This is a genomic window from Shewanella marisflavi, assembly GCF_002215585.1.
GTDB lineage: Bacteria > Pseudomonadota > Gammaproteobacteria > Enterobacterales > Shewanellaceae > Shewanella > Shewanella marisflavi.
Genome location: NZ_CP022272.1, coordinates 2650916 through 2676091, shown reverse-complemented (window position 1 = coordinate 2676091; position 25176 = coordinate 2650916). Strand labels below are relative to the sequence as shown.

Genomic DNA, 25176 nt, shown 5'->3' with positions numbered 1-25176 from the left:
CAGTCTCACGCTATGTTTCGTTGGCCTATATCCGTTTACTACGAAGATACTGATGCTGGTGGAGTGGTGTATCACTCAAACTACCTTAATTTCTTCGAGCGAGCCCGCACCGAGTGGCTCAAACATATAGGCGTTAAGCAGACCCAGCTATTGGCAGACGATATCGCTTTTGTCGTTAAACATGCCGAGTTGGATTTTAAAGTGGCAGCTCGGTTCGAGCAGGACCTTTTTGTCGAGTCTGAAGTCATAGAGATGAAGAAGGCCTCTATGGTATTCAGGCAACGTTTGCTTGACGAGGCTGGCACACTCTATTGTGAAGGACTCATTCAGGTGGCCTGTGTTGCACTATCGCGCATGCGGCCCAAAGCCATTCCCCATCATATTGTTCAGGAGTTAAAGGGTGGAAGCTGATATCTCTTTTATCGGGCTGTTTTTACAGGCCAGTCTGTTAGTTAAATTTGTCATGTTGACCCTGCTGGCGCTGTCAGTGATGTCATGGGCGGTGATTATTCAGCGCAGACGCCTGCTGACGTCGGCTCGTCAGCGTTCACTCAAGTTTGAAGACAAATTTTGGTCCGGTGTCGATCTTAATAAACTCTACAAAGAGCTATCAGCGAGGCAAGAGAGTAACACAGGGTTGGAGGCGATGTTTTACGCCGGATTTAAAGAGTATGCCCGCCTAAGTACCCTTAATGGCAAGGTCCCCGAGGCGGTGATGGATGGCAGTTACCGAGCCATGAGAGTCTCGCTCTCAAGAGAGCTTGAGAAGCTGGAAACCCATTTGCCGCTGCTGGCCACTATCGGCTCGACCAGCCCCTATATCGGCCTGTTTGGCACTGTTTGGGGGATCATGAACTCCTTTATCGCCTTAGGTGCGGTAGAAAATGCCACGCTTGCCATGGTCGCACCAGGTATTGCTGAGGCCCTGATTGCAACCGCTATGGGTCTGTTTGCGGCGATCCCGGCGGTCATTGCCTATAACCGCTTCTCGACCCAAGTTGAGAAAATTGAGATGTCCTACGCCAACTTTATGGAAGAGTTTTCCAGCATCTTGCATCGTCAAGCCTATAGCGAGAAGGAAGCCGGCTAATGCAGCAGGGTTATCAACGTAAGAGGCGTCGCCCGGTAGCCGAGATCAACGTTGTACCTTATATCGACGTGATGTTGGTGCTGCTGATCATCTTTATGGTAACAGCGCCCATAGTCACCCAAGGGGTGAAGGTTGATCTGCCCCAAGGGGAGGCTGAAAGCCTGCCTGCCGATAGCAAACCACCTGTGGTCGCTTCTATCGATGCCGATGGTGATTACTATCTGGATATTGGCAGTACCAGTAACAAAGAGGTGCTGGATCTCGAAGAGATTGCTGTGAGAGTGAGCGCGATAGTGCAGTTAGAGCCAGAGCGCCCAGTGGTGGTTAAAGCCGACAGAAGTATTCCCTATGAGCGGGTGATCCAGCTTATGGTGACGTTACAAAAAGCAGGTGTACCTTCGGTAGGCTTGATGACAGATTCGCCTGAGGAGTAGCAGGTGTCAGGGAAATCAGATTTTACCATTCCACTCATCGTTTCAGCCAGTATTCATATTGGTGTGATAGTGATCTTAGTCATGGGCGTTGATTTCAGTGAGAAGCCCAAGGTAGTGCCACAGGCGAGCGCCCCGGCGATCCAAGCTGTGATCGTTGATCAGAAGCGGGTCAACGAACAGGTGGAAAAATTAAAAGCCGAGAAGCTGGCGACAGAGCGCAAAGAGAAGGCGCGACAAGAAGAGCTGGATCGTAAGGCGCGAGAGGCTCGCGAGGCTCGTGAGCGCGAACAGCAACGTATTAAAAAGTTAGAGCAAGAGCGCAAGCAGAAAGAGATAGAGACCCAAAATGCTGCCAAGGCCGCTCAGGCCGCCAAGCTTAAAGAGCAGCAGGAAAAGGAGAAGGCCGCTAAGGCTGAGGCGCAGCGCAAGAAGAAAGAGGCTGAACGTAAAGCTGCTGAAGAAGCCGCTGCCAAAGCCGAGGCAAAACGCAAGGCTGAAGAGGCTGCCGCTAAGAAAGCGGCCGAAGAGCGTAAGCGCAAGGCTGAGGCAGAGGCTAAACGTAAGGCTGAAGAAGCCGCACGCCGCGAACAAGAACGTATGATGCAAGAGGCGTTAGCCGCCGAGCAGGCCGCTCTGTCGCAGACTCGCAATAAGCAGGTGATGAGCGAGGTGCAGCGTTATACATCAATGATACGTGCGACGATTCAACGTCATTTGGTTGTCGATGAGTCGATGCGAGGCAAGAGCTGTCGGGTCTTTATTCGTTTGGCAAAAGATGGTTTTGTGACAGGTAATGAAATCGTGTCCGGTGATCCTGTGGTCTGCCGTGCCACGAAGGCGGCGATTAACAAGGCTGGACGTCTACCTGTCTCGCCGGAAGCCGATGTTTATAACAAGCTAAAAGAGATTAATCTCACCGTACAACCGGAGTTTAATTAAAGGAGTTCCATGAAAAACTTGGGAAGATGGCTCATCTTGGGGCTGGCATTTTTAACCATTCCGGCCAAGGCGGCACTGGATATAGTGATCACTGAAGGGGTCGATGCCGCGCGTCCTATCGCCGTAGTGCCTTTTGTGTGGCAGGGCAACACACCTATGCCGCAACAGATCTCTGACGTGGTGATGTCAGATCTGACCCGCAGTGGAACCTTTAAACCCATGGATGAACTGGGATTGCCTCAGCGTAACATAGGCTCCCTGTCACAGATGGATCTCAAGTCTTGGTCAAATGTGGCTGCCGAAGCCGTGGTGATAGGGACGGTAAAACCTTATGGACCAGACCAGTATTTAGTGAATTTCGAGCTTATCGATCTGGTTAAAGCCCAGATGCAATCGGGCGGTCCTCAGGCGGCGAGTGAATACTTGCTCGATAGCCGTGAAACCGTGATTAGCGCTGCTCAGTTTAGGCAGTATGGCCACCGCATCAGTGATATCGTCTATGAAAAACTCACCGGTATCCGCGGTGCCTTCTTGACCCGAATCGCCTATGTGGTGGTTGACCATAAGGCCAAATCGCCATACAAGCTGATGATTGCCGATTACGATGGCTATAACGAGCAGATGCTATTGCGCTCGCCCGAGCCGCTGATGTCGCCGACCTGGTCTCCCGATGGTCGTCGTCTGGCCTATGTCAGTTTTGAGAACAAGCAGGCCGAAGTCTTTGTTCAGGACATCTATACTCAGCAACGAACTAAGGTCACCAGCTTCCCTGGAATCAATGGCGCGCCGTCATTCTCGCCCGATGGCAAGAAGTTGGCGATAACCCTATCGAAAGATGGCCAGCCAGAGATCTATGTGGTGGATATTGCCACCAAGGCGATTAAGCGCGTGACGAATCACTATGCGATTGATACCGAGGCTTCTTGGACACCTGATGGTAAGTCGCTGATATTTACCTCTGAGCGTGGCGGTCGCCCACAGCTCTACCAAGTGGTTTTGGCGTCAGGCAAAGTGACACGATTGACCTTCGAAGGGGAGTGGAATCTGGGTGGTTCTATTTCACCTGATGGTCGCAGCATGGTGTTTGTGAATCGCACCAAGGGTAAGTTCAATATTGCCCGTATGGACCTTGAGACCCGCTTTATGCAGGTGCTGACAAGTACGCGTCTGGATGAGTCGCCCAGCATAGCGCCTAACGGCACTATGGTGATCTATGGCACAACTTATCAAGGTCAGCAGGTGTTGGCTGCCGTCTCTATGGATGGACGATTTAAGGCGAGATTGCCAGTGGGTCAAGGGGAGGTGAAATCTCCTGCTTGGTCACCTTTCTTATAAATTTACTACTGAGAACGAGATTAAGGATTACAAAATGGATCTGAATAAGCTGTTGAAAGCTATGGTTGTTGCACTGCCTATTATGGCTATTAGCGCGTGTAGCTCAACTTCTGAGTCACAAACCGATGCGAGCGGTTCAATGAGTGGCAGCGAAAGTAGCGAAATGACTGCTGGCGGTGGTGTTGAAACCGGTGGTGTGGCCCCTATTTTGACACCAGAGGAGCAGCAGCGCATTAAATACCAAGAGCTGCGTAAAGAGCATATCATTTACTTTGATTTTGACAGAAGCTCAGTATCGTCTGATTTCTCTGAAGTGCTAAATGCCCATGGCGAGTATCTGCTTGAGCACCCTAACGTGCGCGTGATGATCGAAGGTCACGCCGATGAACGTGGTACGCCAGAGTACAACATTGCCTTGGGTGAACGCCGTGCTAAAGCCGTTGCCAAGTATCTGCAAAGCATGGGCGTATTGCCAAGCCAGATGAGCATCGTCAGCTATGGTGAAGAGAAACCACAAGATTTCTCTCGCACCGATGATGGTTTTGCTAAGAACCGCCGTGCGGTATTGGTTTACTAAGCGTTAGATAGGGTTAACTATGAAAACTGCCGTTGTTACCGCGGCTATTCTAATGAGTGTTGGTGTCGCAGTCGCGGCACCTGCACCCGTTGAGGATATTGCAGGCGGTTCCCCCGATGATAGAGTTGCGCGTTTAGAGCGGATCATAAAAGCCAAACAGGCGGCCGAATTTGAGATGCAGCAGCGTTTGGATACACTTCAGCAAGAGGTGTTGGATTTGCGCGGGCTCACAGAGCAACAAAGCTATCAAATCAATCAGATGTTGCAGCGCCAACGCCAGCTCTATGAAGATATCGCTAACTTGAGTAAAACGAAGACTACTCAAGTGGCAGCAACGCCAGTTAATTCAGGTCCTGCGAGCTCTTCCTTAGGTGAAACAGCAAGCTATGAGCGTGCGGTTAATCTGGTGTTGAAAGAGCGTCAGTATGATGAAGCCATTCCGGCGTTTCGTGAATTTATACGTCAATATCCTGATTCCACCTATGCCGCGAATGCCAACTATTGGCTTGGGCAGTTATTGTATAACAAAGGTGAGTTTGCCGAAGCGGCAAAAGCCTTCGATACTGTGGTGAATCAGTTTAAAGATTCTAATAAACGAGGCGATAGCCTGGTGAAACTCGGTATGATAGCGCAAAAGCGTAATGACAATGCTACGGCGAAACGTTATTACCAGCAAGTTGTCAGCGAATATGCCAATAGTGCTGCAGCGCGCATAGCAAAACAGCAGATGGTGGGACTTTAATCTCTATTTAACTAAAAAACATACTCTTAGTCTGTTTTTCATGCAAACAAAAAAAAATGGGGAATTTGCACTTGCATGAGAAGATGAAAAAGGTATTATAGGCGCCCTCAAAGCGACGTAGTCGGTTGGGCGCTAAATCAACGAGATTTAGTCTGAAAAATGGGTCGTTAGCTCAGTCGGTAGAGCAGTTGGCTTTTAACCAATTGGTCGAAGGTTCGAATCCTTCACGACCCACCACTTTTCTGGCAGTGGTTAAACAGTTAGGCATCCAAGATGGGTCGTTAGCTCAGTCGGTAGAGCAGTTGGCTTTTAACCAATTGGTCGAAGGTTCGAATCCTTCACGACCCACCACTTTTCTGACAGTGGTTAAATAGTTAGGCACCTAAGATGGGTCGTTAGCTCAGTCGGTAGAGCAGTTGGCTTTTAACCAATTGGTCGAAGGTTCGAATCCTTCACGACCCACCACTTTTCTGACAGTGGTTAAACAGTTAGGCACCTAAGATGGGTCGTTAGCTCAGTCGGTAGAGCAGTTGGCTTTTAACCAATTGGTCGAAGGTTCGAATCCTTCACGACCCACCACTTTTCTGACAGTGGTTAAATAGTTAGGCATCTAAGATGGGTCGTTAGCTCAGTCGGTAGAGCAGTTGGCTTTTAACCAATTGGTCGAAGGTTCGAATCCTTCACGACCCACCACTTTTCTGACAGTGGTTAAACAGTTAGGCATCTAAAATGGGTCGTTAGCTCAGTCGGTAGAGCAGTTGGCTTTTAACCAATTGGTCGAAGGTTCGAATCCTTCACGACCCACCACTTTTCTGACAGTGGCTAAACAGTTAGGCATCCAAGATGGGTCGTTAGCTCAGTCGGTAGAGCAGTTGGCTTTTAACCAATTGGTCGAAGGTTCGAATCCTTCACGACCCACCACTTCCTCTAAGTGTTAAATTCTTCTGATAATTTAGAAAGTTGTTAGCTCAGTCGATGCTCTTTAGGCAAAGAGGCAGTTGGCTTTACTTTTTAATCCACATTGGTCGAAGGTTCGAATCCTTCACGACCCACCACTTCTTCAATCATCCCTGTTTTTGTTGAACTCCTCATTATTTGTTGTCGATTTCGGTTAACTAGCCACAGTTCAAATAGGAGTGACCCAATATTAGTGATCTAATAACTCATTGGATGTGCTTTAAGTAAAGAAGCAGTTGGCTTTACTTTTTTAATCCATATTGGTCGAAGGTTCGAAGCCTTCACGCCCACCTTTTTTCTTCCTCGCTTTAATTTTTCTTCTTAAAATATTTCTAACTTCGTTGATCCATGTTTATTGCCGCTAAGCATTAGTCGGTTTAATGCGTCGCATTATTTGCTGACTGGTTTTGACGATTAGACTGTACTTCGCCCAACCTAGACTAATTCACTAGCTTTTTCTCGCATATTAGCCTTAGCTATTCGACCTTTGTCTTATAGACGTTTTGCTAATGTTACTTGTTTGTTAACTCCGTCATATTCATTGCGATAATAATGAAAAAGGGAGAGGACAGATGAAACACGCAAAAATGTCTGTGGCAGCTGCAGCAACCATACTGGCGCTAGGTTCCAGTGCTGCGATGGCCGAGACAGAATTTAAGTTTGGTGGCTATGTAAAAGCCGATGTCATGTTTAGTGATTACAGCAATGGGGCACCAGACTCGGGCAATCTTTCTCGCCAATTTTATGTACCAGGCACCATCTATGGAACACCTGGGAATGGCGAGCAAGTTGTTGATTTTCAAGCGAGAGAGTCTCGCTTCAATTTTAAGACAGTAACAGATCTCGATGGTCACAAGCTGACTGGATTCATCGAATTAGACTTCATGACGCATACAGATGGTAACGAGAGAGTATCTAACAGTTACTCGCCACGTATTCGTCACGCCTTTGTGAGCTTTGACAATTGGACCGTGGGCCAGACCTGGACGACCTTCCAAAATCCTGGTGCATTGCCAGAAAACTTAGACTTTGTTGGTGCGGCAGATGGCACGCCTTTCGTGCGTCAGACTCAGGTGAGATATACCAATGGTGGATTCCAGTTTGCCTTAGAAAACCCTGAAACCACAGTAACGCCTAACGGTGGTGGCGGTCGTATAACCAGCGGTAGCGGCATGGTGCCAGATTTTGTTGTGCGTTATAACTTTAACACCCAAGGTGGCTCTAAGTTTACCTTGGCGGGTCTGGCACGCCAGTTGAATCTTGAAAAGGGTGATATTGACTCTCAAACCATGGGTTACGGTGTCAGCTTTACTGGGGTGATCCCGATTGGTGATGATGATTTTAAACTGTCGGCAACTGCTGGTGATGGCATGGGGCGTTATATGGCGCTTAACTATGCCAATGCGGGCGTATTGGATGCCGATGGCGATATTGAGACCATCAGCTCCTATGGCGGTTTTGCCTCGTACCGTCATTGGTGGAATGATAAATGGCGCTCGAGCTTTACCCTATCTGGCTTTAAGGCGGACAATGATGTGGCATTGACCGGTGGTCTGGTGAATGAAGAGTCCTATTCTGGCTACATTAACTTGCTCTATTCGCCAGTGAAACCTATGACGGTTGGGGTGGAATATATGTACGCTGAAAACACTAAGCAAAATGGTGATAAGGGTGAATTAAACCGCGTTATCTTCTCGGTGAAATATGTCCTTTAGGACGTGACGTTAAAATAAAAAAAAGGAGGCTTAGCCTCCTTTTTTATCAATCATAGCAAATTTTTATCGCGAACATATTGTTCAAATTCGGTGCAACCACCAATGTGCTCCTGATCGATGAAGATCTGAGGCACAGTTTCAACTGGCTTACCTACCGTCTTTTCCAGATCGGCCTTGGTGATACCCTCTGCATGAATATCGACATACTTAAACTTAAAATCATCACGGGATTCAACCAGTTGTTCTGACAGTTGTACCGCTCTAACGCAGTAAGGGCAGCCTGGGCGGCCGAAAATTACAACAAACATATTCGCTCCAGAAGTAAATGTTGCTGACTTTATACCACAGGGCAGCGAGGTTTGCATATGCCAGATCATACAAACTTATGCTGGCTGTCGAATCGCCCACGATAGTCGAAGAAACGCTCAACCAACTCCCAGCCTCGCTTACCTTTTTTCAACAACAAAAGATCCGGTATTCGGAAAAGCTCCCGCGCGGCGACTACCTGCTCTGGCTTGTTAAATGAGGGCTGTTTCTGGCCTGGAGTGCGTGTATGTTGATGCACAAATACGCCGTAAAAAGCCCGAATTTGTGCCTTGGTAGCAAAATTAAAATAACAGGAGAAATCGTTACCCTCGATATCCAGGTAACGCACCTTGAGTCGGTCGTTATCGACCTCGAAAAGCATTTCCTGGCATCGGAACAGATGATGATGTTTCTGTTGCAGTACCTCTTTAAGGCGCTTATCTGGGTCAATTAATGTCGACTGGCAGTGCTGACATACCTTAGCGGCAATATCATTTTCTTCACCGCATTCAGGGCAAGCCTTAGCGCGAAAACGGAAGTCGCACTGCTGCTTGCCATCAGGCCCTGCAACTGTTGCCTGACAGCGCCGGCCAAAATGTTCGATGATATCGCCATCATTATCTACCAGTCCCCAGAAGATGTTTGCAAAGCCGCAGACAGGGCAGGGAACCTGTACCGGCACGCTCTTACTGTCGGGCTTGGGACGCCCTACTTCGGGGAAGAAGAGGTCGAAGCCATTGGCGGCATAGTCGATCACTAAGCAGTCCCGCTTGCCTTCACAGATCCTTAGGCCCCGACCAACCATCTGCTGGAACAGGCTCACTGAAGCCGTGGGTCTTAAGATGGCGATAAGGTCCACATGGGGGGCGTCAAAGCCTGTGGTCAGTACGGCCACATTGACCAGATAGCTGAGTTCCCGACGTTTAAAGGCGTCGATGATGGCATCGCGCTCCTGGCTTGGCGTATCGGCTGTGATAAGCCCTGCCTGGGGGCTGTCGAGCAGCGTCATGATCTCCTGCGCATGACGCACGGTCGCCGCGAAGATGATAGTGCCTGCTCGGGTGTTGGTCAGTTGCCTTATCTGTTCCACAATCGCCTTTGTGGCGCGTCCGGCGTGGTTTAGCAGGGAGTCAACTTCGGTCTCGCTATATTCGCCATTGGCACTGGGTGAGAGCTCACTAAAGTCATACTGGGCTGATAGGCCGTCAAGCACCTTGGGGGGCGTCAGAAACCCCTGCTTAATGAGCGGGCGCATCGGCAGTTCAAAAATGCAGTGTTCAAACACTGGCTGCTCAGTATTCCCGACTTTGCCATGATAGTGATAGCGGTAGATCCAACCACTGCCAAGACGATAGGGGGTAGCCGTTAGACCTAATAACCTGAGTTTCGGGTTCTGTGCCTTGAGATGGTTAAGAAGTTGCTGATACTGGCTCTCTTTCTCGTTGGAGACGCGGTGGCATTCGTCGATGATCACTAAAGAGTAGGGTTGGTTAAACTGCTCGGGATTACGCACTGCCGATTGGATGCTGGCGAGCACTGTCTTGTTGCGGGTGGATTTCTGTTTAAGGCCAGCGGAAAAGATACTGGCCTCGTCGGTCAGTAAACCAACCTTCTCGGCATTTTGCGCTACCAGTTCTTTGACATGGGTAAGCACTAGGGTGCGCCCCTTGGCAATGCGAGCCAATTCGGCGATGACGATACTCTTCCCTGCACCGGTCGGGAGTACCAGGAGGGCTGACTCATCGCTGCGCTTAAAATGATTGATGGCGGCGTCGACGGCCTGGCGTTGGTAGTCTCTAAGTTGCAAAACGGCTATGTGATCTGTGATTGGGTCAGTCAGGATAGCAGCGTAGATTTGTAGCGGCTAGGGGAGAAATATAAAAAAAGCCCCTCAAAGAGGGGCTAGAAGAGAGAATTTAGTCTATTGAGCGTTTATTCGCTGCGATTGAGACGTGTCTCGATAAGGGTGTCGATCACCGCTGGATCGGCCAGTGTCGATGCATCACCCAGATTAGTCACTTCGTTAGCGGCGATCTTACGCAGGAAGCGTCGCATGATCTTGCCTGAACGTGTCTTAGGCAGACCGCCAGCCCATTGGATGAGATCCGGCGTCGCCAGGGCGCCAATCTCTTTTCTCACCCACTGACGCAGTTCTTGACGCAGCTCTTCGCTCTCTTGAGTGCCCTTAGTCAAGGTGACATAGGCATAGATGCCTTGGCCCTTGATGTCGTGAGGGTAGCCCACTACAGCCGCTTCGGCGACATGTTCGTGTGCTACCAGAGCACTCTCAACTTCGGCTGTACCCAGACGGTGGCCCGATACGTTAATCACGTCGTCGACACGACCCGTGATCCAGTAGTAGCCATCTTCATCACGGCGAGCACCGTCACCGGTGAAATACATGCCGCGGAATGTCTTGAAGTAGGTCAGAGCAAATCTGTCATGATCACCATACACGGTGCGCATCTGCCCTGGCCAAGAGTCGAGGATCACTAAGTTACCCTCGGCGGCGCCGTCGATGATGTTACCCATGTTGTCCACCAGTGCAGGTTGTACGCCGAAGAATGGGCGAGTAGCCGAGCCTGGCTTAGTGTCTGTGGCGCCCGGTAGTGGCGAAATTAAGATGCCACCGGTTTCGGTTTGCCACCAGGTATCCACGATAGGGCAGTTCTCATGGCCGATCACTTCATGGTACCAGCGCCAGGCTTCAGGGTTAATCGGCTCACCGACCGAACCCATGATGCGCAGCGAGCTGCCATCGAAGCTATCAAATTGTTCTTTACCTTCGGCCATCAGGGCGCGAATCAAGGTGGGGGCGGTATACAGTATGTTGACCTTGTGGCGGTCGATCATCTCACCCATACGAGCAGGGCTTGGGTAGTTAGGAATACCTTCGTGGATCAATATGGTCGCGCCATTAGCTAGCGGTCCATAGACCATGTAAGAGTGACCGGTGATCCAACCCACATCGGCGGTACACCAGTAGATCTCACCCTCTTTGTAATCAAACACATATTCGTGAGTCATCGAAGCATAGACCAGGTAGCCGCCAGTGGTGTGCAGTACGCCCTTGGGGTTACCGGTTGAGCCTGAGGTGTATAGCAAGAAAAGTGGGTCCTCGGCGCCCATCTCTTCGGCAACGCAATGCTCTGATGCGGTTTCCATCAGTGCATCCCATTTGATGTCGCGGCCTTCTACCCAGTTGACTGGGTTGCCTGTGCGCTCAAGCACGATCACCTTTTCAACGCAATTGACGTCAGGGTGAGAGAGTGCCGCATCTATGTTGGCTTTTAGTGGAATGGTACGTCCACCGCGCACCCCTTCATCAGCGGTGATCACTACCTTAGATTTGCCATCGATAACACGAGAGGCAATAGAGTCTGGCGAGAAACCACCAAAGACCACAGAGTGGATGGCACCTATGCGAGCACAAGCTAGCATGACGACGGCAGCTTCTGGCACCATGGGCATGTAAACCGTCACCACATCACCGCGACGTACCCCTTGGCTACGCAGCGCATTGGCAAACTTACATACTTCTTTGTGCAGCTCGCCATAGGTGAGTGTGCGTTGCTCTGCTGCATCATCACCTTCCCAGATGATGGCAAGCTTGTCAGCATTGTCTGCCAGGTGACGATCGAGACAGTTAACTGACGCATTGAGCGTGCCATCGTAGAACCAGTTAATCGACAGGTTATGGTCGTCGAAAGAGGTTTTCTTTACCTTGGTAAAAGGCTTCATCCAATCGATGCGCTGGCCGTGCTCTCTCCAGAAACCTTCGGGGTTAACCACTGATTCCTGATACATTTTTTTATATTTTTCGTCATTAATATGGGCATTCGCCGCGATTTCGCTTGGAACTTTGTAGAGAGACTGGGTGCTCATCTGACTTCCTTTTATTTCTAATTGTGCGTGGATAAAGTATGGAATGCTTAGGCTCTTTACCTCTATTAGACCTTGGTCTAGTAAAAAAATATCCTTAATTTTTAGTCTGTTGTGATTATATTTGCATGAGATTTAAGCTAGTATTTAGCGCAGAATAATTAAAAGAATTGGAATTGCTATGAATCTGACGCTGGTTGTCGGTGTGATTGCCCTATTATATGTCTCGCTACTCTTCCTGTTGGCTTGGGGAGCAGAGCGTTGGTTTGGGCGGATCACTAAGAAAATACAGACTTGGACTTATGGTTTAAGTTTAGCGGTTTATTGCTCCTCCTGGAGCTTTCTCGGCACTGTAGGTCAGTCGGCGCAGGATCTCTGGTCCTTCTTGCCTATTTTTCTTGGTCCTATCCTTATCTTTACCTTTGGGTTTGGTTTACTGCGTAAGATGGTGATTGTCTCAAAGGCGCAAAACATCACCTCGGTGGCCGATTTTATTGCCGCGCGTTATGGCAAGTCGCAAACCATTGCCGCTATCGTCACCCTTATTGCCCTGTTTGGTATCATGCCCTATATCGCTTTGCAGCTTAAGGCGATGGTGTTTAGTCTCAATCTGTTCCAGCCCGAGGGTGCCCTCTATGATGGCGCTTGGGTTTCGCTTATCGTGACCGGCATTTTAGCTTTGTTTGCGATCTTGTTTGGTACCCGCAAACTTGATGCCACAGAGCATAACCCAGGGATGATGCTGGCTATTGCCTTCGAGTCTCTGGTCAAATTGGCGGCGTTTCTCTTAGTCGGCGTGGTGATAAGTTTCGGTTTCTTCGATGGCTTTGGTGATATCTGGCAGCAGGCAAGTGAACGTCAGCTTATTAGTCATCCAGAGCTTCGCCTTGAGAATCTGATGCCCCAGTTGTTGGTGGGCATGGCGGCATTTCTTTGTATGCCGCGTCAGTTTCACGTGATGATGGTGGAGTGTAAGGATGAGCCCACCTTGGTAAAGGCCAAGTATCTGTTTCCGCTTTATCTGATCCTCTTTGGCATGTTTGTAGCGCCGCTCGCCCTCGCAGGTAAGTTGATACTGGGGGACAGTGTGTCGGCCGATACCTATGTGATCAATCTGCCTTTGGCGTTGGATCAGCCTATGCTGGCGGTGATTGCGCTGCTGGGTACTCTTTCGGCAGCGACAGGCATGGTGATTGTCGCCGTGGTGACCATTAGCGTTATGGTCAGTAACGAATGGCTGGTGCCTTTGATGTTGCACTCAGGCAAGATCCGTCAGAAGAACTTCAGTCAGTTTTCTCAGTTTTTACTAAATGCTCGCCGCATTGCCATCGTTTTAATCTTAGGCCTGGGTTATTTCAGTTACCTCTCTTTCATGAACAGTGATTCGCTGTCCGCGCTCGGCATGCTCTCCTTCGGCGCCTTCGCGCAGTTGGCTCCTGCACTGATCGGTGGCATGTACTGGAAACATGGTAATCGTGGTGGAGTCTATTTAGGACTGATCGTCGGTTTCAGTCTCTGGTGTTACATACTCGTGCAGGGAATAAGCGACAGTCAGGGGGTATTTGGTGGTGAACTGGCACTGCTTGAAAGCATCAATCCTAATGTGCGTGATATTCTCACCGCGCTGCTGGCCAACCTTGCCTGCTATGTGCTGGGTTCTATCTGGTTTCGTGCCGGTGTGGCAGAGCGGATCCAGGCCAGTGCCTTCGTGACACCAGGTGAGCTGAAAAACACCAGTAACCGTAAGGCAAGCCCTATCTCACAGCAAGATCTGCTGATCTTGGCCAGCCGCTTTGTCAGCCCGACACGCGCCTATGAGAGTTTTTCACGTTTTTCCGATGAAGCGGTGCGCAGTGACAGTTGGCATAAGGTCGCTTCGCCTGAGCTGATAGCCCATACCGAGCATATGTTGGCTGGCGTCTTGGGGGGATCCAGCGCCTCTTTGGTGATGGATTCAGTGCTGCAAGGGCGCGATTTGGCGCTTGATGAGGTGTTCAGCCTGGTGGATGAAGCTTCCTCTAAGATCATTTTGAGTCAGGATATGCTCAGAGGCGCGATAGAGCACGCTTACGAAGGGATGAGCGTGGTGGATAAAGACCTGAATCTGGTTGCGTGGAACTACAAATATGTTGAGCTGTATGACTACCCGGAGGATTTCCTGCAAACGGGGATGCCGATAGCTGATGTGGTGCGTTTCAATGCTGAGCGTGGTTATTGCGGCCCGGGCGATGTGGAGGAGCAGGTAGCCAAGCGGGTGCAACATATGCGTAATGGTACGGCTCACGTGTCTGAGCGCGAGCGCCAGGATGGCAAGGTGATTAAGATTCAGGGCAATCCTATGCCCAGCGGCGGTTTTGTGATGACTTTTACCGACATCACCCAGTATCGTGAACATGCTAAGGCGCTGCAGGAGGTTAACGAAACCCTGGAGGCCAGGGTAAAAGAGCGTACCTATGAGCTGGCGCTATTAAATAGTGAGTTGCTAGAGGCTAAGGCGCAGGAAGAGAATGCCAATGCTTCTAAGAGCCGTTTTTTGGCGGCTGTTGGCCACGACCTGATGCAACCTCTAAACGCCGCTCGTCTGTTTACCGCCTCATTGGCACAATATCCGAATCTGGATCAGGAGGGGCGCACCACACTGTCTCATGTTAATAGCTCGCTCAAGATAGCTGGCGAGCTGCTGACCGATCTCTTGGATATCTCCAAGCTGGATTCGGGCATGGTGGAAGTGAATCGACGCGATTTCTCGGTGGCAGAATTGCTAGAGGGGTTAGCGGTGGAGTTTGATGCGATGGCCAAGGACTATGGTATCAAGTTTTCCATGGTGGCTAGCTCAAGCATCATCAGCTCAGATCTCAGCTTGCTTAGGCGTGTGCTGCAGAACTTTCTAACCAACGCCTACCGCTATGCCAAGGGGAATCGGGTATTGCTGGGGTGTCGTCACCGAGCCGGCGCACTGGAGATCCAAGTGATCGACACGGGTTGTGGCATCGACGAGCAGGAAGTTGGGGAGATCTTTAAAGAGTTTAAACGATTGGATAATCCTCAAAGTAAGAGCGTTAGCGGTTTAGGGTTAGGTCTTGCTATTGCCGATCGCATTGCCAGGGTGCTGGATCATGATATACGCGTGGTGTCCAAATTAGGGCAGGGTTCAATGTTTTCCATTACCGTCCCCTTAGGTGAAAAAACCAAGGTGGCACTACCCAAGAAGGCTAATCCTGTGATGCAACCGCTTGCAGGCGTCAAGGTGCTTTGTATCGATAACGAAGAGGCAATTCTTGCAGGCTTGGAAAGCTTGCTCAGTCGTTGGCAGTGTGAAGTGATCTGCGCCAGTGATCTGGCCGATGCTCGTATCAAGCTGGGTTTGAAAGGGGTTGCTCCAGATATTGTGCTCGCCGATTACCACTTGGATAATGGCCAAAATGGGGTTGATGCCATGGATGGGATCCGGGCTCTGTATGGCGAGCATCTTCCGGGGATCTTGATCACCGCTAATACCCGTAAGGATTTGGTGGACGATGTGCAGCTGCGTGGCTATCACTATATGGCTAAGATGGTTAAACCCGCAGCGCTGCGAGCGCTGATATCCAGCTTAGTGAAGTAAAAATTATCTAAATTAACAGCGAAGGAGTGAAGATTGCGTTCGGTTAAATATTTAGAGCAACACCTGACACCGAGCAAGATAGTCTGCGTCGGACGAAATTATGTCGAGCATATCAAGGAACTCAACAACGAGATCCCAGACGATATGGTGTTGTTTGTTAAGCCCAACTCGGCGATTTCAGACACCTTATTAAGTGTGCATCAGGAGCCACTGCATTATGAGGCTGAACTCTGCCTCATGGTGAAGGCGGGTCGATTTGAGGCGGTCGGTGTCGGCTTAGATCTCACCAAACGCCAGTTACAGAGTCAACTGAAGGCCAAGGGACTCCCTTGGGAGCGAGCGAAGGCCTTTGACGGCGCGGCACTCTTTAGCGAGTTTGTGCCTTTGAGTGGGGAGTTGGCCTCCTTATCGTTTCGTTTAGCTGTCGATGGGGAGCTACGTCAGTCTGGTGATGTGACTATGATGATTAATCAGCCTGGTGCTATTTTAGCTGAGCTAGGCACTTTCATGCAGCTTGAGGATGGCGATATCCTGATGACGGGCACGCCTAAAGGGGTAGGGCAGATCGTTGCTGGCGAGTGTTTTACATTGAGCCTTTATCAAGATGATAGGCTGCTGATCAGTCACAGCTGGCTGGCGCAATAAACAAATTTAACCAAATCATATTTGTCTGTATGTAACGGGGAAAAGATTTTTCTGTGTTTGGCTTTTTGTGCTTGCCTTTCTGTATTTGGCTTTCTGTGCTTGGCTTTCTGTGCTTGGTTAGGTAAGGGGGGGAAAGCCACATCGGCCTTACTTTAAATCAACTCAATTTGTGCTTGTTACGCTTGTTGGCTATTGGATTGATAGTCGCTATTTAGCGCTGTATTAGCCAGCGCTAACCTCTCACTGTTTTCTCTGACTTTATTTAGTTGACCTAAGTTTGCACCTAGGTATACTCGAATATCAAACATGTTGTAAAAAATATAAAACAAAGCTGCTGTAAGCTGCGCAACTAATTGATCAACTAAGGAAAGCCAGATGCCATTACCCCGTTGTAACTCATACTATAACGCTACCATCAAACAAGAGACACAGTACCCTGCTTTGGAGGGGGAGGTTGATGTTGATGTGGTGATCATTGGTGCTGGATTTACCGGGGTGGCAACAGCCCTGGAGTTGGCAGAGCAAGGGATTAAAGTCGCAGTCGTCGAGGCCAATAAGGTGGGCTGGGGGGCGACCGGACGCAATGGTGGCCAGGTAACCGGCAGTCTCTCCGGCGATAACGCTATGGTAAAACAGCTCCGCAATCGTATCGGCCAAGAAGCGGAAGAGTTTGTCTGGAATCTGCGTTGGCGTGGCCATGAGATCATTAAGAAGCGGGTCGAGAAATATCAGATAGATTGCGATCTCAAGTTTGGTCATCTGCACACAGCTTATAAGCCGGCTCATATGGCCGAGATGCAGGCTACCTATGAAGAGGGGCTCAGAAGGGGCATGGGGGATGAGCTAACCTTGCTGAGTAAGGCCGACATTCCCGACTATCTGGACACGCCGCTGTATCATGGTGGCTTATTGAATCGCCGTAACATGCATCTGCACTCGGTCAACCTCTGCATCGGCGAGGCGAGGGCCGCCGAGGCCAACGGCGCCTTAATTTTCGAAGGCTCACAGGTGCTCGATATTCGTGATGACAAGCGAGTGACGGTCACAACGGATAAAGGCAGAATTACTGCCAACTGCGCGGTACTTGCGGGCAATGCTTATCATAAACTGGCGCGGCGTAAGTTGAGCGGTATGCTGTTTCCCGCATCACTGGGTAATTGCGCCACAGTGAAGCTAGACCCACAATTGGCCAGGCAGCTTAATCCCCATGACATAGCCGTATACGATAGCCGCTTCGTGCTCGACTATTATCGCATGACCGCCGACAACCGACTGATGTTTGGTGGTGGCACCAACTATTCAGGGCGGGATTCAAAAAATGTCGCCGCCGAGTTACGTCCGGCGATAGAACGCACCTTCCCACGCCTCAAAGGGGTCGAGATAGAGTTCGACTGGACCGGCATGGCGGGTATCGTGGTTAATCGCATTCCACAGCTTGGTAAGGTCTCAGAGCATCTGTTTTACTGTCAGGGGTATTCTGGCCACGGCGTGGCGACCTCTCATATCATGGGGGAAATCATGAGTCAGGCGGTACGTGGGCAGCTAGCCGAGTTTGATCTATTTGCGGGCATGAAGCAGATCCGCTTGCCAGTAGGCGATTGGCTGGGTAATCAAGGTATGGCACTCGGGATGCTTTACTACCGCATGATGGAGCATTTCAGATAGTCTGCCGCGGAAAGAATCATCACTGTAAACCTCATTAAACAGCGGGTTAAAACTTAATTTATCAACTCTTTGCAGTATTTTGTGAGGTGAATACTGATCGGGAGCGTGATGGCGTGCTACATTTATCAACAAGGCATAATTTAGATCCATTTATCTGCTCAAATAAAGGAGGCCTTATGCTCGGTGAAAACCACTCGCTCGTGAACGACTTTCCAGATTATCAAGACTTGATCCTCAAATTGACTGAATCCGATGAAGGGTTCGCCACAGACAACAAAAAGTACAGCGCACTCGATAAAGAGATCCGAACCTTAGAGTTAAATGATGCGCCTATCGACGATAGCGCCATGAGTCAGTTGAAGCACGAAAGGGCTGAGCTGAAAGATGCCCTCTATCAGCGTTTGCTCGCCGCCAGTACCTAAATATTGGCCTGTGGTATAGGCCAGATTTAGTTCAACAGATAAAAACGCACCTTCACCTAGAGTGGAGGCGGCGTTTTTGTTGCTATCGCTGCATTTTAAGCCGCTTTTTAGCGATTAACCTAAGTCTAAAGATTAAGGGAGCTTCTCGCCGAGAAATTCGACCATCAGCTTGACCTTAGGGGAGAGGTGGCGATTTTGCGGATACAGGGCCCAGACGCCTTCGTTTGGTTCCTGATAGGCGTTGAGCACAGACACCAAACGCCCCGCTTTAAGATCCTGACCGACATAGTAGTTGGGCAGCTGCACTAGCCCTAGGCCTTTGAGCGCCGCATCCCTTAATCCATGGCCCGTATTACAGCGCAGGTTGCCCTTTATTTTGACTTGACGCTCTCGTCCTTGCTCGATGAAACGCCAATAGTCATAGTTACCCTGCAGGCAGTTGTGCTGACTGAGTTCTGACAGGCTATGGGGTTCACCGAAGCGCTTAAGATAATCGGGCGATGCACAAACATAGTTGATCCGTTGACTCACACGTCTGGCCATCAGGCTGGAATCGGCGAGTTTGCCGATGCGGATTGCCAGATCTATGCCTGCATCGATTAGCTTGACCTGACGGTTGGTGAGTTCGATATCCACTTCGACGCTCGGATAGGCTAATAGGAAATCGTTGACGACGGGTAGAATATATTTTTCGCCATATGCAACCGGGGCTGTCATGCGCAGTAAGCCCTGGGGCAGGCCCTTTAAACTGCTAAGTGCGCGTTCGGCTTCATCCAGACCATCAAGCACCTGACGGCAATGGCGGTAGTAGAGATTACCTTCTTCTGTCATCGAGACCTTACGCGTGGTGCGGTACAGTAACTTAGTATTTAGTCTCTGTTCCAGTGCGCCGATTTGGCGACTTACCTGGGCGGTAGAGATCCCCAGTCGCTTCCCTGCCTGGGTGAAGCTTTCGGTTTCGGCGACCGCTACAAATTCGCTGACCCCTTCCCATTCTTGCATAGATGGTCCTTTATTATTACCAGGTGGTAAAAATGATTTGCTTAAAATGCAGATTATCATCTTATAAGAAATAAATAAAATAGAGGCAAGTAATCAAATTCACTGCGATGCAACTGCTGGCACGACAAGCCAATGGCCAGCGACTACATTGAAGTGGGCAGACAGAAACAGTTAATGGAGCAAGCGAGATGACAGACAAATTTATTAAATCTAAGGCAGCAATCGCCTGGGGTCCAGGTCAACCTCTGTCGGTAGAAGAAGTGGATGTCATGTATCCCAAGGCGGGTGAAGTCTTGGTTAAGATAGTGGCGACGGGTGTTTGCCATACCGATGCATTCACGCTGTCGGGTGATGATCCTGAAGGTGTCTTCCCCGCGATCTTGGGTCACGAGGGTGGCGGTATCGTTGAGGCCGTCGGCGAAGGTGTCACCAGTGTCGCTGTGGGGGATCATGTTATTCCTCTCTATACCCCTGAGTGCGGTGAATGTAAGTTCTGTAAGTCGGGCAAGACGAACCTGTGTCAAAAGATCCGTGAGACCCAAGGTAAGGGATTGATGCCAGATGGCACCACTCGCTTCTATAAAGATGGTCAGCCGATCTTCCACTACATGGGCTGCTCAACCTTCTCCGAATACACAGTACTGCCTGAAATTTCACTGGCCAAGGTGAACCCTGAGGCGCCACTGGAAGAGGTCTGCCTGCTGGGGTGTGGCGTGACCACAGGCATGGGGGCGGTGCTCAATACAGCAAAAGTTGAGCCGGGGGCCAGCGTTGCTATCTTCGGCATAGGCGGTATCGGCTTATCTGCCATCATAGGCGCGACCATGGCGGGCGCCACACGTATCATTGCCATCGACATCAACGAGAGCAAATTTGAACTGGCACGTCAGTTAGGTGCGACCGATTGCATTAATCCGAAGGATTATGACAAGCCGATTCAGGAAGTGATTGTCGAGTTAACCGATGGTGGCGTTGATTACTCTTTTGAATGTATCGGTAACGTCGATGTGATGCGCTCAGCCCTTGAGTGTTGTCATAAGGGGTGGGGTGAGTCAGTGATCATAGGTGTTGCAGGTGCAGGCCAAGAGATCTCGACCCGTCCGTTCCAGCTGGTCACCGGGCGTGTTTGGCGTGGCAGTGCCTTTGGCGGTGTCAAAGGGCGTTCAGAGCTGCCAGAGATTGTCGAAAAGTATCTGCGTGGTGAGTTTAAACTGAGCGACTTTATTACCCATACTATGGCACTTGAGGAGATCAACACGGCTTTCGATCTTATGCATGAGGGTAAGAGTATCCGCTCTGTGGTGCACTTTAACCGATAAAACAGGATGCGGCGCTGTTAGTCGCAGCGCCCTTTAGGGATGAGACAATGACCATAGAAAATATCAGTAGTAACAAAAGCTTTGGTGGTTGGCATAAGCAGTATCAGCATCAGTCGAGTACGCTTAACTGCCCAATGCGCTTTGCCATCTATCTGCCGCCCCAGGCCAGTGAGCAAAAGGTGCCAGTGCTCTACTGGCTCTCAGGGCTCACCTGCACGGATGAGAATTTCATGCAAAAGGCGGGCGCTTTGCGTATTGCCGCCGAGTTAGGTATGGCTATCGTTGCGCCGGATACCAGCCCGAGAGGAATGGAGGTGGCCGATGATCCCGCCTATGACTTAGGTCAGGGGGCAGGCTTTTACCTGAATGCGACCCAGGCGCCTTGGCAGGCGCATTATCAGATGTACGATTATGTGGTTGAGGAGCTGCCAGCTCTTATCGAAGCCCATTTCCCTGTGACGGAGGCGCGTGCCATTGCTGGTCATTCCATGGGCGGTCATGGCGCTTTAACCATAGGCTTGAAGCATCCTGAGCGCTATCGGTCTATCTCTGCCTTTAGTCCTATCGTTAACCCGATGAATTGCCCCTGGGGACAGAAAGCTTTTACCCAGTATCTGGGTAAGAATCGTGATGACTGGCAGGCCTATGATGCCTGTGAATTGATGAAAGAAGCCAGTTGCGATCTGCCAATTTTGATTGACCAAGGCAGCAGCGATAATTTTCTCGAGGAGCAGTTAACACCTCAGGCTTTGATCGCTGTGGCCGAGGAGAAAGCTTATCCGCTGATCCTGCGTATGCAGGAGGGCTATGATCATAGCTACTACTTTATCGCCAGCTTTATCGAAGACCACCTGAGGTTTCATGCGCGTAATCTTTCGTAATTAGAGGTTTTGATGAAGCGCAAAAAAGCCGAACAAATGTTCGGCTTTTTTTAGGTCTAAAATAATGGTTTCGCGCTGTTTAGAGCTCGACTTTATCCATCTCTAGTTGCTGCAGGGCAATTACCGCCTGAGTGCGGTTTCTGACCCCAAGTTTGCGAAAGATTGCAGTAGCATGGGCCTTAATTGTGGCTTCTGACACACCAAGATCGTAGGCGATCTGCTTGTTCAGCAGGCCCTCGGCAAACATCTGTAGCACCTTGTATTGCTGAGGCGTGAGATCGGCAAGCTTGGCTGCCATCTGATCGGTGGCATCTTCGTTAATTTCTTGCAGCTCTATATTTTGCGGTAACCAGATATCACCGTACAAGACTGAGGTGAGGGCCTCGGCCAAGGTTTCCATAGAGGCGGACTTCGGTATAAAACCAGCGCTACCGTAATGCACGGCGCGGCTGATGGTCATGGCATCTTCATGGGCGGAGATCACCACCACTGGAAGTTCCGGAAAGTGGGTTCTGAGATGGATCAAGGTAGAGTAGCCATGGGAACCTGGCATCTGTAGATCCAACAAGACTAGGTCGTAGGCTGCATCTCCCTGTTCTAATAGAGATTGCAGCGCATCGGCGCTGTCGGCTTCAAACCACTGGGTATCGGTAAATGCGCCGCTCAGAGCCTGTCGCAACGCATTTCTAAATAACGGGTGATCATCGGCGATGATGATGTGCAAATTTTCTAGCTTCATTGCTTTTTGATTATCTTTGTTGCACTTGAAGGTAAACTCAATGTACCAGATAACTGACTCAGTATTCTATTGCTTTTGTGTCAAGGGCAGCGGATTTTTTTATTTTACAAATGATTATTAGACTTAAGTCTAATGGAAAGCTATCGGCATCGGCCCAGATGTTTGTGCTTATTTAAGTGTTTGGATAGGAGACGTAAGGCGAGTGAACACTCGCCTTAAGGAGAGATTAGTTTTTTGTCCAGACCTGAGTGGGCTTACGATCTTCATCTATCGCCACAAAGGTAAATACACCGCGAATAGCATGCTCACGATGATCGTGATACATATCTTCGACAAAAATATTCACCTCAACCTTGAGTGAGGTGTTACCTACATGGATCACCTTGGCGATGATCTCTGCTAGAGTGCCGGCCGGAATCGATTTATTGAAATCAATACGGTCGGAGCTGACGGTGACCAAGGTTTTACGGCAAAAGCGTGTGGCAGCGATAAAGGCAGTTTCATCCATCCATGCCAGGGCTTCGCCACCAAAGAGGGTATTGTGGTGGTTGGTGATCGAGGGGAAAATCGCTTTTATCACCCGCGCTTCTGACTGTTCGATGCGCGCAAGAATTTCTTCACTAAAGTGAGTGTCTGTGTGGGTTAGGGGCATACGGCAACCTTAAGGTTATGCATAAAAAAACTGGCGGATTATACTTTCAATCCCAGTTAAATGACAGCGCTGTATCTTGTGGTGCAAACTTTGTTTTGCTCAAATAAAAAAGGCTTCCTAGCGGAAGCCTTTTTACCCAGCGCGCTGTCGTTAGCCAAGCTTGGCCATACGCGCTTGAGATGCTTTAGCGAGATCTCGCAGTAAGCGCTCAGAATCATCCCAGTTCAGGCAGGCGTCAGTGATGCTCTTGCCGTAAACCAGTGGTTCACCCGCCACCACCTTTTGATTGCCTTCTTCGATAAAACTTTCGGCCATGATGCCTGCAATAGCAGTGGAGCCCTGCTCAAGCTGCGCCATAATCGATTTGGCGACTTCTAGCTGGCGTTTGTGTTCCTTCTGGCTATTGCCATGGCTGAAGTCAACTACCATGCGATGAGACAATCCAACATCCTTCAGCTTTTGAGCGGCAGCCTGAATATCGGCTTCATGATAGTTAGGCTGTTTGCCCCCACGCAGTATGATGTGGCCATAGGGGTTGCCGCTGGTGCGGTAAACGGCCATGGCGCCATCTTTATCTGGCGAGTAAAAGATATGTGGTTCCTTGGCGGCGCGCACAGCATCGATGGCGATATTGATATTGCCATCTGTACCATTTTTAAAGCCAACCGGACAAGAGAGCGCTGAGGCCATCTCGCGGTGGATCTGACTTTCGGTGGTGCGAGCACCAACTGCGCCCCAGGTAATGAGATCGGCAATATATTGTCCGTTGACCATATCGAGAAACTCGGTCGCGATTGGCAGTTTTAGCTCGGTGATCTCTTGTAGCAGATGACGAGCTAGCCTTAGTCCTTTGTTCGCATTAAAGCTACCATCGAGATCAGGGTCTGATATCAGTCCCTTCCAGCCCACTGTTGTACGTGGTTTCTCGAAATAGACGCGCATCAGGATGCACAGTGAGTCTTTTAGTTCTCTGTGTAACACGGCAAGACGCTTGGCGTATTCGATAGCGGCCTGAGTGTCATGAATAGAGCAGGGGCCGATGATCACCAGAAGTCGTTTGTCTTCTCCGGTCAATATGGCTTCAACTTCACGTCTTTGTTGAACCAGGTAATCGGCAGCGTCTTGAGTAAGCGGGTATTCAGATGCGAGTTTAGCAGGTGAAATGGCCTTACATAGTAATGTGGTGCGTAGTTCGTCTGTTTTAATGGTCATTCAATATACCGAGCGTTTGTCTTGGCTTTCGCCTGATTGCCTCGGATTATAACCAATAGTTGCTAGCTGCACAGGGGTAAACAGATGAAAATTTCCGGTATTTCTTTACATCTGTGCAGTTAGCTTGCGATTTACAAGGATTCTAAGACTTATATAGATGACGTTTTAGAACATATGACGCTCGAGTCCTGTCATATCCAGAATCTTGGTGGCGATCTCTTCAACCGAGTGGTTAGTGGTATTGACAAAGGGAATACGCTCGCGCTTGTACATCATTTCAACCTCTTTTACCTCGATGCGACACTGTCTCAGTGAAGAGTAGCGGCTGTTTTCCATGCGGCTTTGGCGGATCTCATGTAGTCGAACGGGATCGATAGTCAGGCCGAACAACTTGTGTTTATTCTTTTTCAACACCTCGGGCAGTTTAAGGTTATCCATGTCGTCTTCAATAAAAGGATAGTTGGCAGCCTTGATGCCAAACTGCATTGACAGATAGAGGCTGCTGGGGGTTTTGCCGCAACGGGATACGCCCAGCAATACTATGTCTGCCTTGTCGATATGTTTTAGGGTCTGACCATCATCGTTTTCCATGGCGTAATTGATAGCGTCGATTCGCGCTTCATAACTATGATTTGCCTTACCATGGGTTCTATTCGTCACCGGAACAGCCTTAACGCCCAATTGATCTTCCAGTGGCGCCACGAAGGTGTTCAAAAAGTCATAATCTATACACTCGCTGCTATAGATGATGTCTCTAATCTCAGCTTTAACGATAGAATGGAACACAAGTGGTCGTTCGCCTGTTGTAATAAAACAATCATTTATTTGTGCTTTTACCGCTTCGGCTCTCTGAGTGGTCTCAACGAATGGAATAGTAAGTGCTTCAAACACAACTGGAAATTGAGACAATACTGCATGGCCAAAAACCTCGGCTGTGATCGCCGTCCCATCTGAGATATAAAAGACTTTACGTGACATTTTGACCTCTTGTAGTAATAAAATTACAAATAAAATTATAGATTTACGCGTCTTGCTGTGGAGTGTAAAATGCCGCTGCC

General features: G+C 49.6%; 22 protein-coding genes and 7 tRNA genes. 21 read left to right on the top strand and 8 right to left on the bottom strand.

The genetic code is table 11. The features are described 5' to 3' along the window. Positions 1-12: 12 nt before the first annotated feature. The 15 genes from ybgC (at position 13) to CFF01_RS11670 (ending at position 7789) form a co-directional block, all read left to right on the top strand. Positions 13-411, top strand: coding sequence for a tol-pal system-associated acyl-CoA thioesterase (gene ybgC, locus CFF01_RS11740; protein WP_033539980.1), 399 nt, complete (start codon positions 13-15; stop codon positions 409-411). Further along, on the top strand, positions 401-1090 hold the full coding sequence (gene tolQ / locus CFF01_RS11735) for a protein TolQ (RefSeq protein WP_033539979.1): 690 nt from the start codon (positions 401-403) through the stop codon (positions 1088-1090). The genes ybgC and tolQ overlap by 11 nt, the downstream gene beginning before the upstream one ends. Then, positions 1090-1524: a protein TolR gene (gene tolR / locus CFF01_RS11730; protein WP_033539978.1), complete on the top strand. Its 435-nt coding sequence runs from the start codon at positions 1090-1092 to the stop codon at positions 1522-1524. Before tolQ ends, tolR begins: the two co-directional genes overlap by 1 nt. A 3-nt stretch (positions 1525-1527) precedes the next feature. Beyond that, the gene (gene tolA / locus CFF01_RS11725; protein WP_033539977.1) at positions 1528-2463 is read left to right on the top strand and encodes a cell envelope integrity protein TolA; all 936 of its coding nucleotides are present in this window, start codon (positions 1528-1530) and stop codon (positions 2461-2463) included. Between the two features lie 9 nt (positions 2464-2472). Beyond that, a complete protein-coding gene (gene tolB / locus CFF01_RS11720) occupies positions 2473-3798 on the top strand; it encodes a Tol-Pal system beta propeller repeat protein TolB (RefSeq protein ID WP_088904906.1) in 1326 nt (441 codons plus the stop codon). 34 nt (positions 3799-3832) lie between these two features. Beyond that, the gene (gene pal / locus CFF01_RS11715) at positions 3833-4375 is read left to right on the top strand and encodes a peptidoglycan-associated lipoprotein Pal (protein ID WP_033539975.1); all 543 of its coding nucleotides are present in this window, start codon (positions 3833-3835) and stop codon (positions 4373-4375) included. A 19-nt stretch (positions 4376-4394) separates the two neighbouring features. After that, entirely contained in the window at positions 4395-5117 is a 723-nt protein-coding gene (ybgF, locus tag CFF01_RS11710) for a tol-pal system protein YbgF (RefSeq protein ID WP_033539974.1), read from the top strand. Between the two features lie 161 nt (positions 5118-5278). After that, positions 5279-5354, top strand: a tRNA-Lys gene (locus CFF01_RS11705). A gap of 38 nt (positions 5355-5392) precedes the next feature. Further along, positions 5393-5468, top strand: a tRNA-Lys gene (locus CFF01_RS11700). Positions 5469-5506: 38 nt separating this feature from the next. Then, positions 5507-5582 (top strand) — tRNA-Lys (locus CFF01_RS11695). 38 nt (positions 5583-5620) lie between these two features. Beyond that, positions 5621-5696: transfer RNA gene (locus CFF01_RS11690), tRNA-Lys, on the top strand. A 38-nt stretch (positions 5697-5734) separates the two neighbouring features. Continuing rightward, positions 5735-5810, top strand: a tRNA-Lys gene (locus CFF01_RS11685). 38 nt (positions 5811-5848) lie between these two features. Continuing rightward, a tRNA-Lys gene (locus CFF01_RS11680) sits at positions 5849-5924 on the top strand. Positions 5925-5962: 38 nt separating this feature from the next. After that, positions 5963-6038, top strand: a tRNA-Lys gene (locus CFF01_RS11675). A 608-nt stretch (positions 6039-6646) separates the two neighbouring features. Continuing rightward, a complete protein-coding gene (locus CFF01_RS11670) occupies positions 6647-7789 on the top strand; it encodes a DcaP family trimeric outer membrane transporter (protein ID WP_088904905.1) in 1143 nt (380 codons plus the stop codon). A 50-nt stretch (positions 7790-7839) separates the two neighbouring features. Here the strand turns inward: CFF01_RS11670 and CFF01_RS11665 are convergent, their stop codons facing one another. The 3 genes from CFF01_RS11665 to acs all read right to left on the bottom strand — a co-directional run bounded on the left by CFF01_RS11665 (position 7840) and on the right by acs (position 11980). Further along, positions 7840-8097 carry a GrxA family glutaredoxin gene (locus CFF01_RS11665; RefSeq protein ID WP_088904904.1) on the bottom strand — a complete coding sequence of 86 codons (258 nt, stop codon included), beginning with the start codon at positions 8095-8097 and terminating at the stop codon, positions 7840-7842. Between the two features lie 65 nt (positions 8098-8162). Beyond that, positions 8163-9902, bottom strand: coding sequence for a DEAD/DEAH box helicase (locus CFF01_RS11660; RefSeq protein WP_088904903.1), 1740 nt, complete (start codon positions 9900-9902; stop codon positions 8163-8165). A 125-nt stretch (positions 9903-10027) separates the two neighbouring features. Next, entirely contained in the window at positions 10028-11980 is a 1953-nt protein-coding gene (gene acs / locus CFF01_RS11655) for an acetate--CoA ligase (protein ID WP_033540705.1), read from the bottom strand. A 178-nt stretch (positions 11981-12158) separates the two neighbouring features. On the opposite strand from acs, the gene CFF01_RS11650 reads away from it, so the two are divergent. The 4 genes from CFF01_RS11650 (at position 12159) to CFF01_RS11635 (ending at position 18313) form a co-directional block, all read left to right on the top strand. Continuing rightward, positions 12159-15581: a hybrid sensor histidine kinase/response regulator gene (locus CFF01_RS11650; protein WP_088904902.1), complete on the top strand. Its 3423-nt coding sequence runs from the start codon at positions 12159-12161 to the stop codon at positions 15579-15581. 33 nt (positions 15582-15614) lie between these two features. Beyond that, positions 15615-16226 carry a fumarylacetoacetate hydrolase family protein gene (locus CFF01_RS11645; RefSeq protein ID WP_088904901.1) on the top strand — a complete coding sequence of 204 codons (612 nt, stop codon included), beginning with the start codon at positions 15615-15617 and terminating at the stop codon, positions 16224-16226. 375 nt (positions 16227-16601) lie between these two features. Next, positions 16602-17891 (top strand): NAD(P)/FAD-dependent oxidoreductase, encoded by a 1290-nt coding sequence (locus tag CFF01_RS11640; RefSeq protein ID WP_088904900.1) that lies wholly within the window; start codon positions 16602-16604, stop codon positions 17889-17891. A 176-nt stretch (positions 17892-18067) separates the two neighbouring features. After that, positions 18068-18313, top strand: coding sequence for a YdcH family protein (locus CFF01_RS11635; protein WP_088904899.1), 246 nt, complete (start codon positions 18068-18070; stop codon positions 18311-18313). Between the two features lie 132 nt (positions 18314-18445). On the opposite strand, the gene CFF01_RS11630 is transcribed toward CFF01_RS11635, so the two are convergent. Next, positions 18446-19315, bottom strand: a complete 870-nt coding sequence (locus CFF01_RS11630) for a LysR substrate-binding domain-containing protein (protein WP_088904898.1) — start codon at positions 19313-19315, stop codon at positions 18446-18448. A gap of 188 nt (positions 19316-19503) precedes the next feature. Between CFF01_RS11630 and CFF01_RS11625 the strand changes: the two genes are divergently transcribed. Continuing rightward, the gene (locus CFF01_RS11625; protein WP_033540711.1) at positions 19504-20634 is read left to right on the top strand and encodes an S-(hydroxymethyl)glutathione dehydrogenase/class III alcohol dehydrogenase; all 1131 of its coding nucleotides are present in this window, start codon (positions 19504-19506) and stop codon (positions 20632-20634) included. 47 nt (positions 20635-20681) lie between these two features. Beyond that, a complete protein-coding gene (gene fghA, locus CFF01_RS11620; RefSeq protein ID WP_088904897.1) occupies positions 20682-21515 on the top strand; it encodes an S-formylglutathione hydrolase in 834 nt (277 codons plus the stop codon). A 79-nt stretch (positions 21516-21594) separates the two neighbouring features. Here the strand turns inward: fghA and CFF01_RS11615 are convergent, their stop codons facing one another. The 4 genes from CFF01_RS11615 to ppsR form a co-directional block, all read right to left on the bottom strand. Next, positions 21595-22254, bottom strand: coding sequence for a response regulator transcription factor (locus CFF01_RS11615; RefSeq protein WP_033540713.1), 660 nt, complete (start codon positions 22252-22254; stop codon positions 21595-21597). 226 nt (positions 22255-22480) lie between these two features. Next, positions 22481-22906 (bottom strand): acyl-CoA thioesterase, encoded by a 426-nt coding sequence (locus CFF01_RS11610; RefSeq protein WP_088904896.1) that lies wholly within the window; start codon positions 22904-22906, stop codon positions 22481-22483. A 150-nt stretch (positions 22907-23056) separates the two neighbouring features. Beyond that, positions 23057-24118 carry a 3-deoxy-7-phosphoheptulonate synthase gene (locus tag CFF01_RS11605; protein WP_088904895.1) on the bottom strand — a complete coding sequence of 354 codons (1062 nt, stop codon included), beginning with the start codon at positions 24116-24118 and terminating at the stop codon, positions 23057-23059. 165 nt (positions 24119-24283) lie between these two features. Next, positions 24284-25096 carry a posphoenolpyruvate synthetase regulatory kinase/phosphorylase PpsR gene (gene ppsR, locus CFF01_RS11600; protein ID WP_033540716.1) on the bottom strand — a complete coding sequence of 271 codons (813 nt, stop codon included), beginning with the start codon at positions 25094-25096 and terminating at the stop codon, positions 24284-24286. Positions 25097-25176 lie beyond the last annotated feature (80 nt).

Excerpts from the sequence above, each read along its gene's own strand:
- ybgC (WP_033539980.1), top strand. The coding sequence starts at position 13 with ATGTTTCGTTGGCCTATATCCGTTTACTACGAAGATACTGATGCTGGT.
- tolR (WP_033539978.1), top strand. The coding sequence starts at position 1,090 with ATGCAGCAGGGTTATCAACGTAAGAGGCGTCGCCCGGTAGCCGAGATC.
- tolB (WP_088904906.1), top strand. The coding sequence starts at position 2,473 with ATGAAAAACTTGGGAAGATGGCTCATCTTGGGGCTGGCATTTTTAACC.
- pal (WP_033539975.1), top strand. The coding sequence starts at position 3,833 with ATGGATCTGAATAAGCTGTTGAAAGCTATGGTTGTTGCACTGCCTATT.
- ybgF (WP_033539974.1), top strand. The coding sequence starts at position 4,395 with ATGAAAACTGCCGTTGTTACCGCGGCTATTCTAATGAGTGTTGGTGTC.
- CFF01_RS11670 (WP_088904905.1), top strand. The coding sequence starts at position 6,647 with ATGAAACACGCAAAAATGTCTGTGGCAGCTGCAGCAACCATACTGGCG.
- CFF01_RS11665 (WP_088904904.1), bottom strand. The coding sequence starts at position 8,097 with ATGTTTGTTGTAATTTTCGGCCGCCCAGGCTGCCCTTACTGCGTTAGA.
- acs (WP_033540705.1), bottom strand. The coding sequence starts at position 11,980 with ATGAGCACCCAGTCTCTCTACAAAGTTCCAAGCGAAATCGCGGCGAAT.
- CFF01_RS11650 (WP_088904902.1), top strand. The coding sequence starts at position 12,159 with ATGAATCTGACGCTGGTTGTCGGTGTGATTGCCCTATTATATGTCTCG.
- CFF01_RS11640 (WP_088904900.1), top strand. The coding sequence starts at position 16,602 with ATGCCATTACCCCGTTGTAACTCATACTATAACGCTACCATCAAACAA.
- CFF01_RS11635 (WP_088904899.1), top strand. The coding sequence starts at position 18,068 with ATGCTCGGTGAAAACCACTCGCTCGTGAACGACTTTCCAGATTATCAA.
- CFF01_RS11630 (WP_088904898.1), bottom strand. The coding sequence starts at position 19,315 with ATGCAAGAATGGGAAGGGGTCAGCGAATTTGTAGCGGTCGCCGAAACC.
- CFF01_RS11625 (WP_033540711.1), top strand. The coding sequence starts at position 19,504 with ATGACAGACAAATTTATTAAATCTAAGGCAGCAATCGCCTGGGGTCCA.
- fghA (WP_088904897.1), top strand. The coding sequence starts at position 20,682 with ATGACCATAGAAAATATCAGTAGTAACAAAAGCTTTGGTGGTTGGCAT.
- CFF01_RS11615 (WP_033540713.1), bottom strand. The coding sequence starts at position 22,254 with ATGAAGCTAGAAAATTTGCACATCATCATCGCCGATGATCACCCGTTA.
- CFF01_RS11610 (WP_088904896.1), bottom strand. The coding sequence starts at position 22,906 with ATGCCCCTAACCCACACAGACACTCACTTTAGTGAAGAAATTCTTGCG.
- CFF01_RS11605 (WP_088904895.1), bottom strand. The coding sequence starts at position 24,118 with ATGACCATTAAAACAGACGAACTACGCACCACATTACTATGTAAGGCC.
- ppsR (WP_033540716.1), bottom strand. The coding sequence starts at position 25,096 with ATGTCACGTAAAGTCTTTTATATCTCAGATGGGACGGCGATCACAGCC.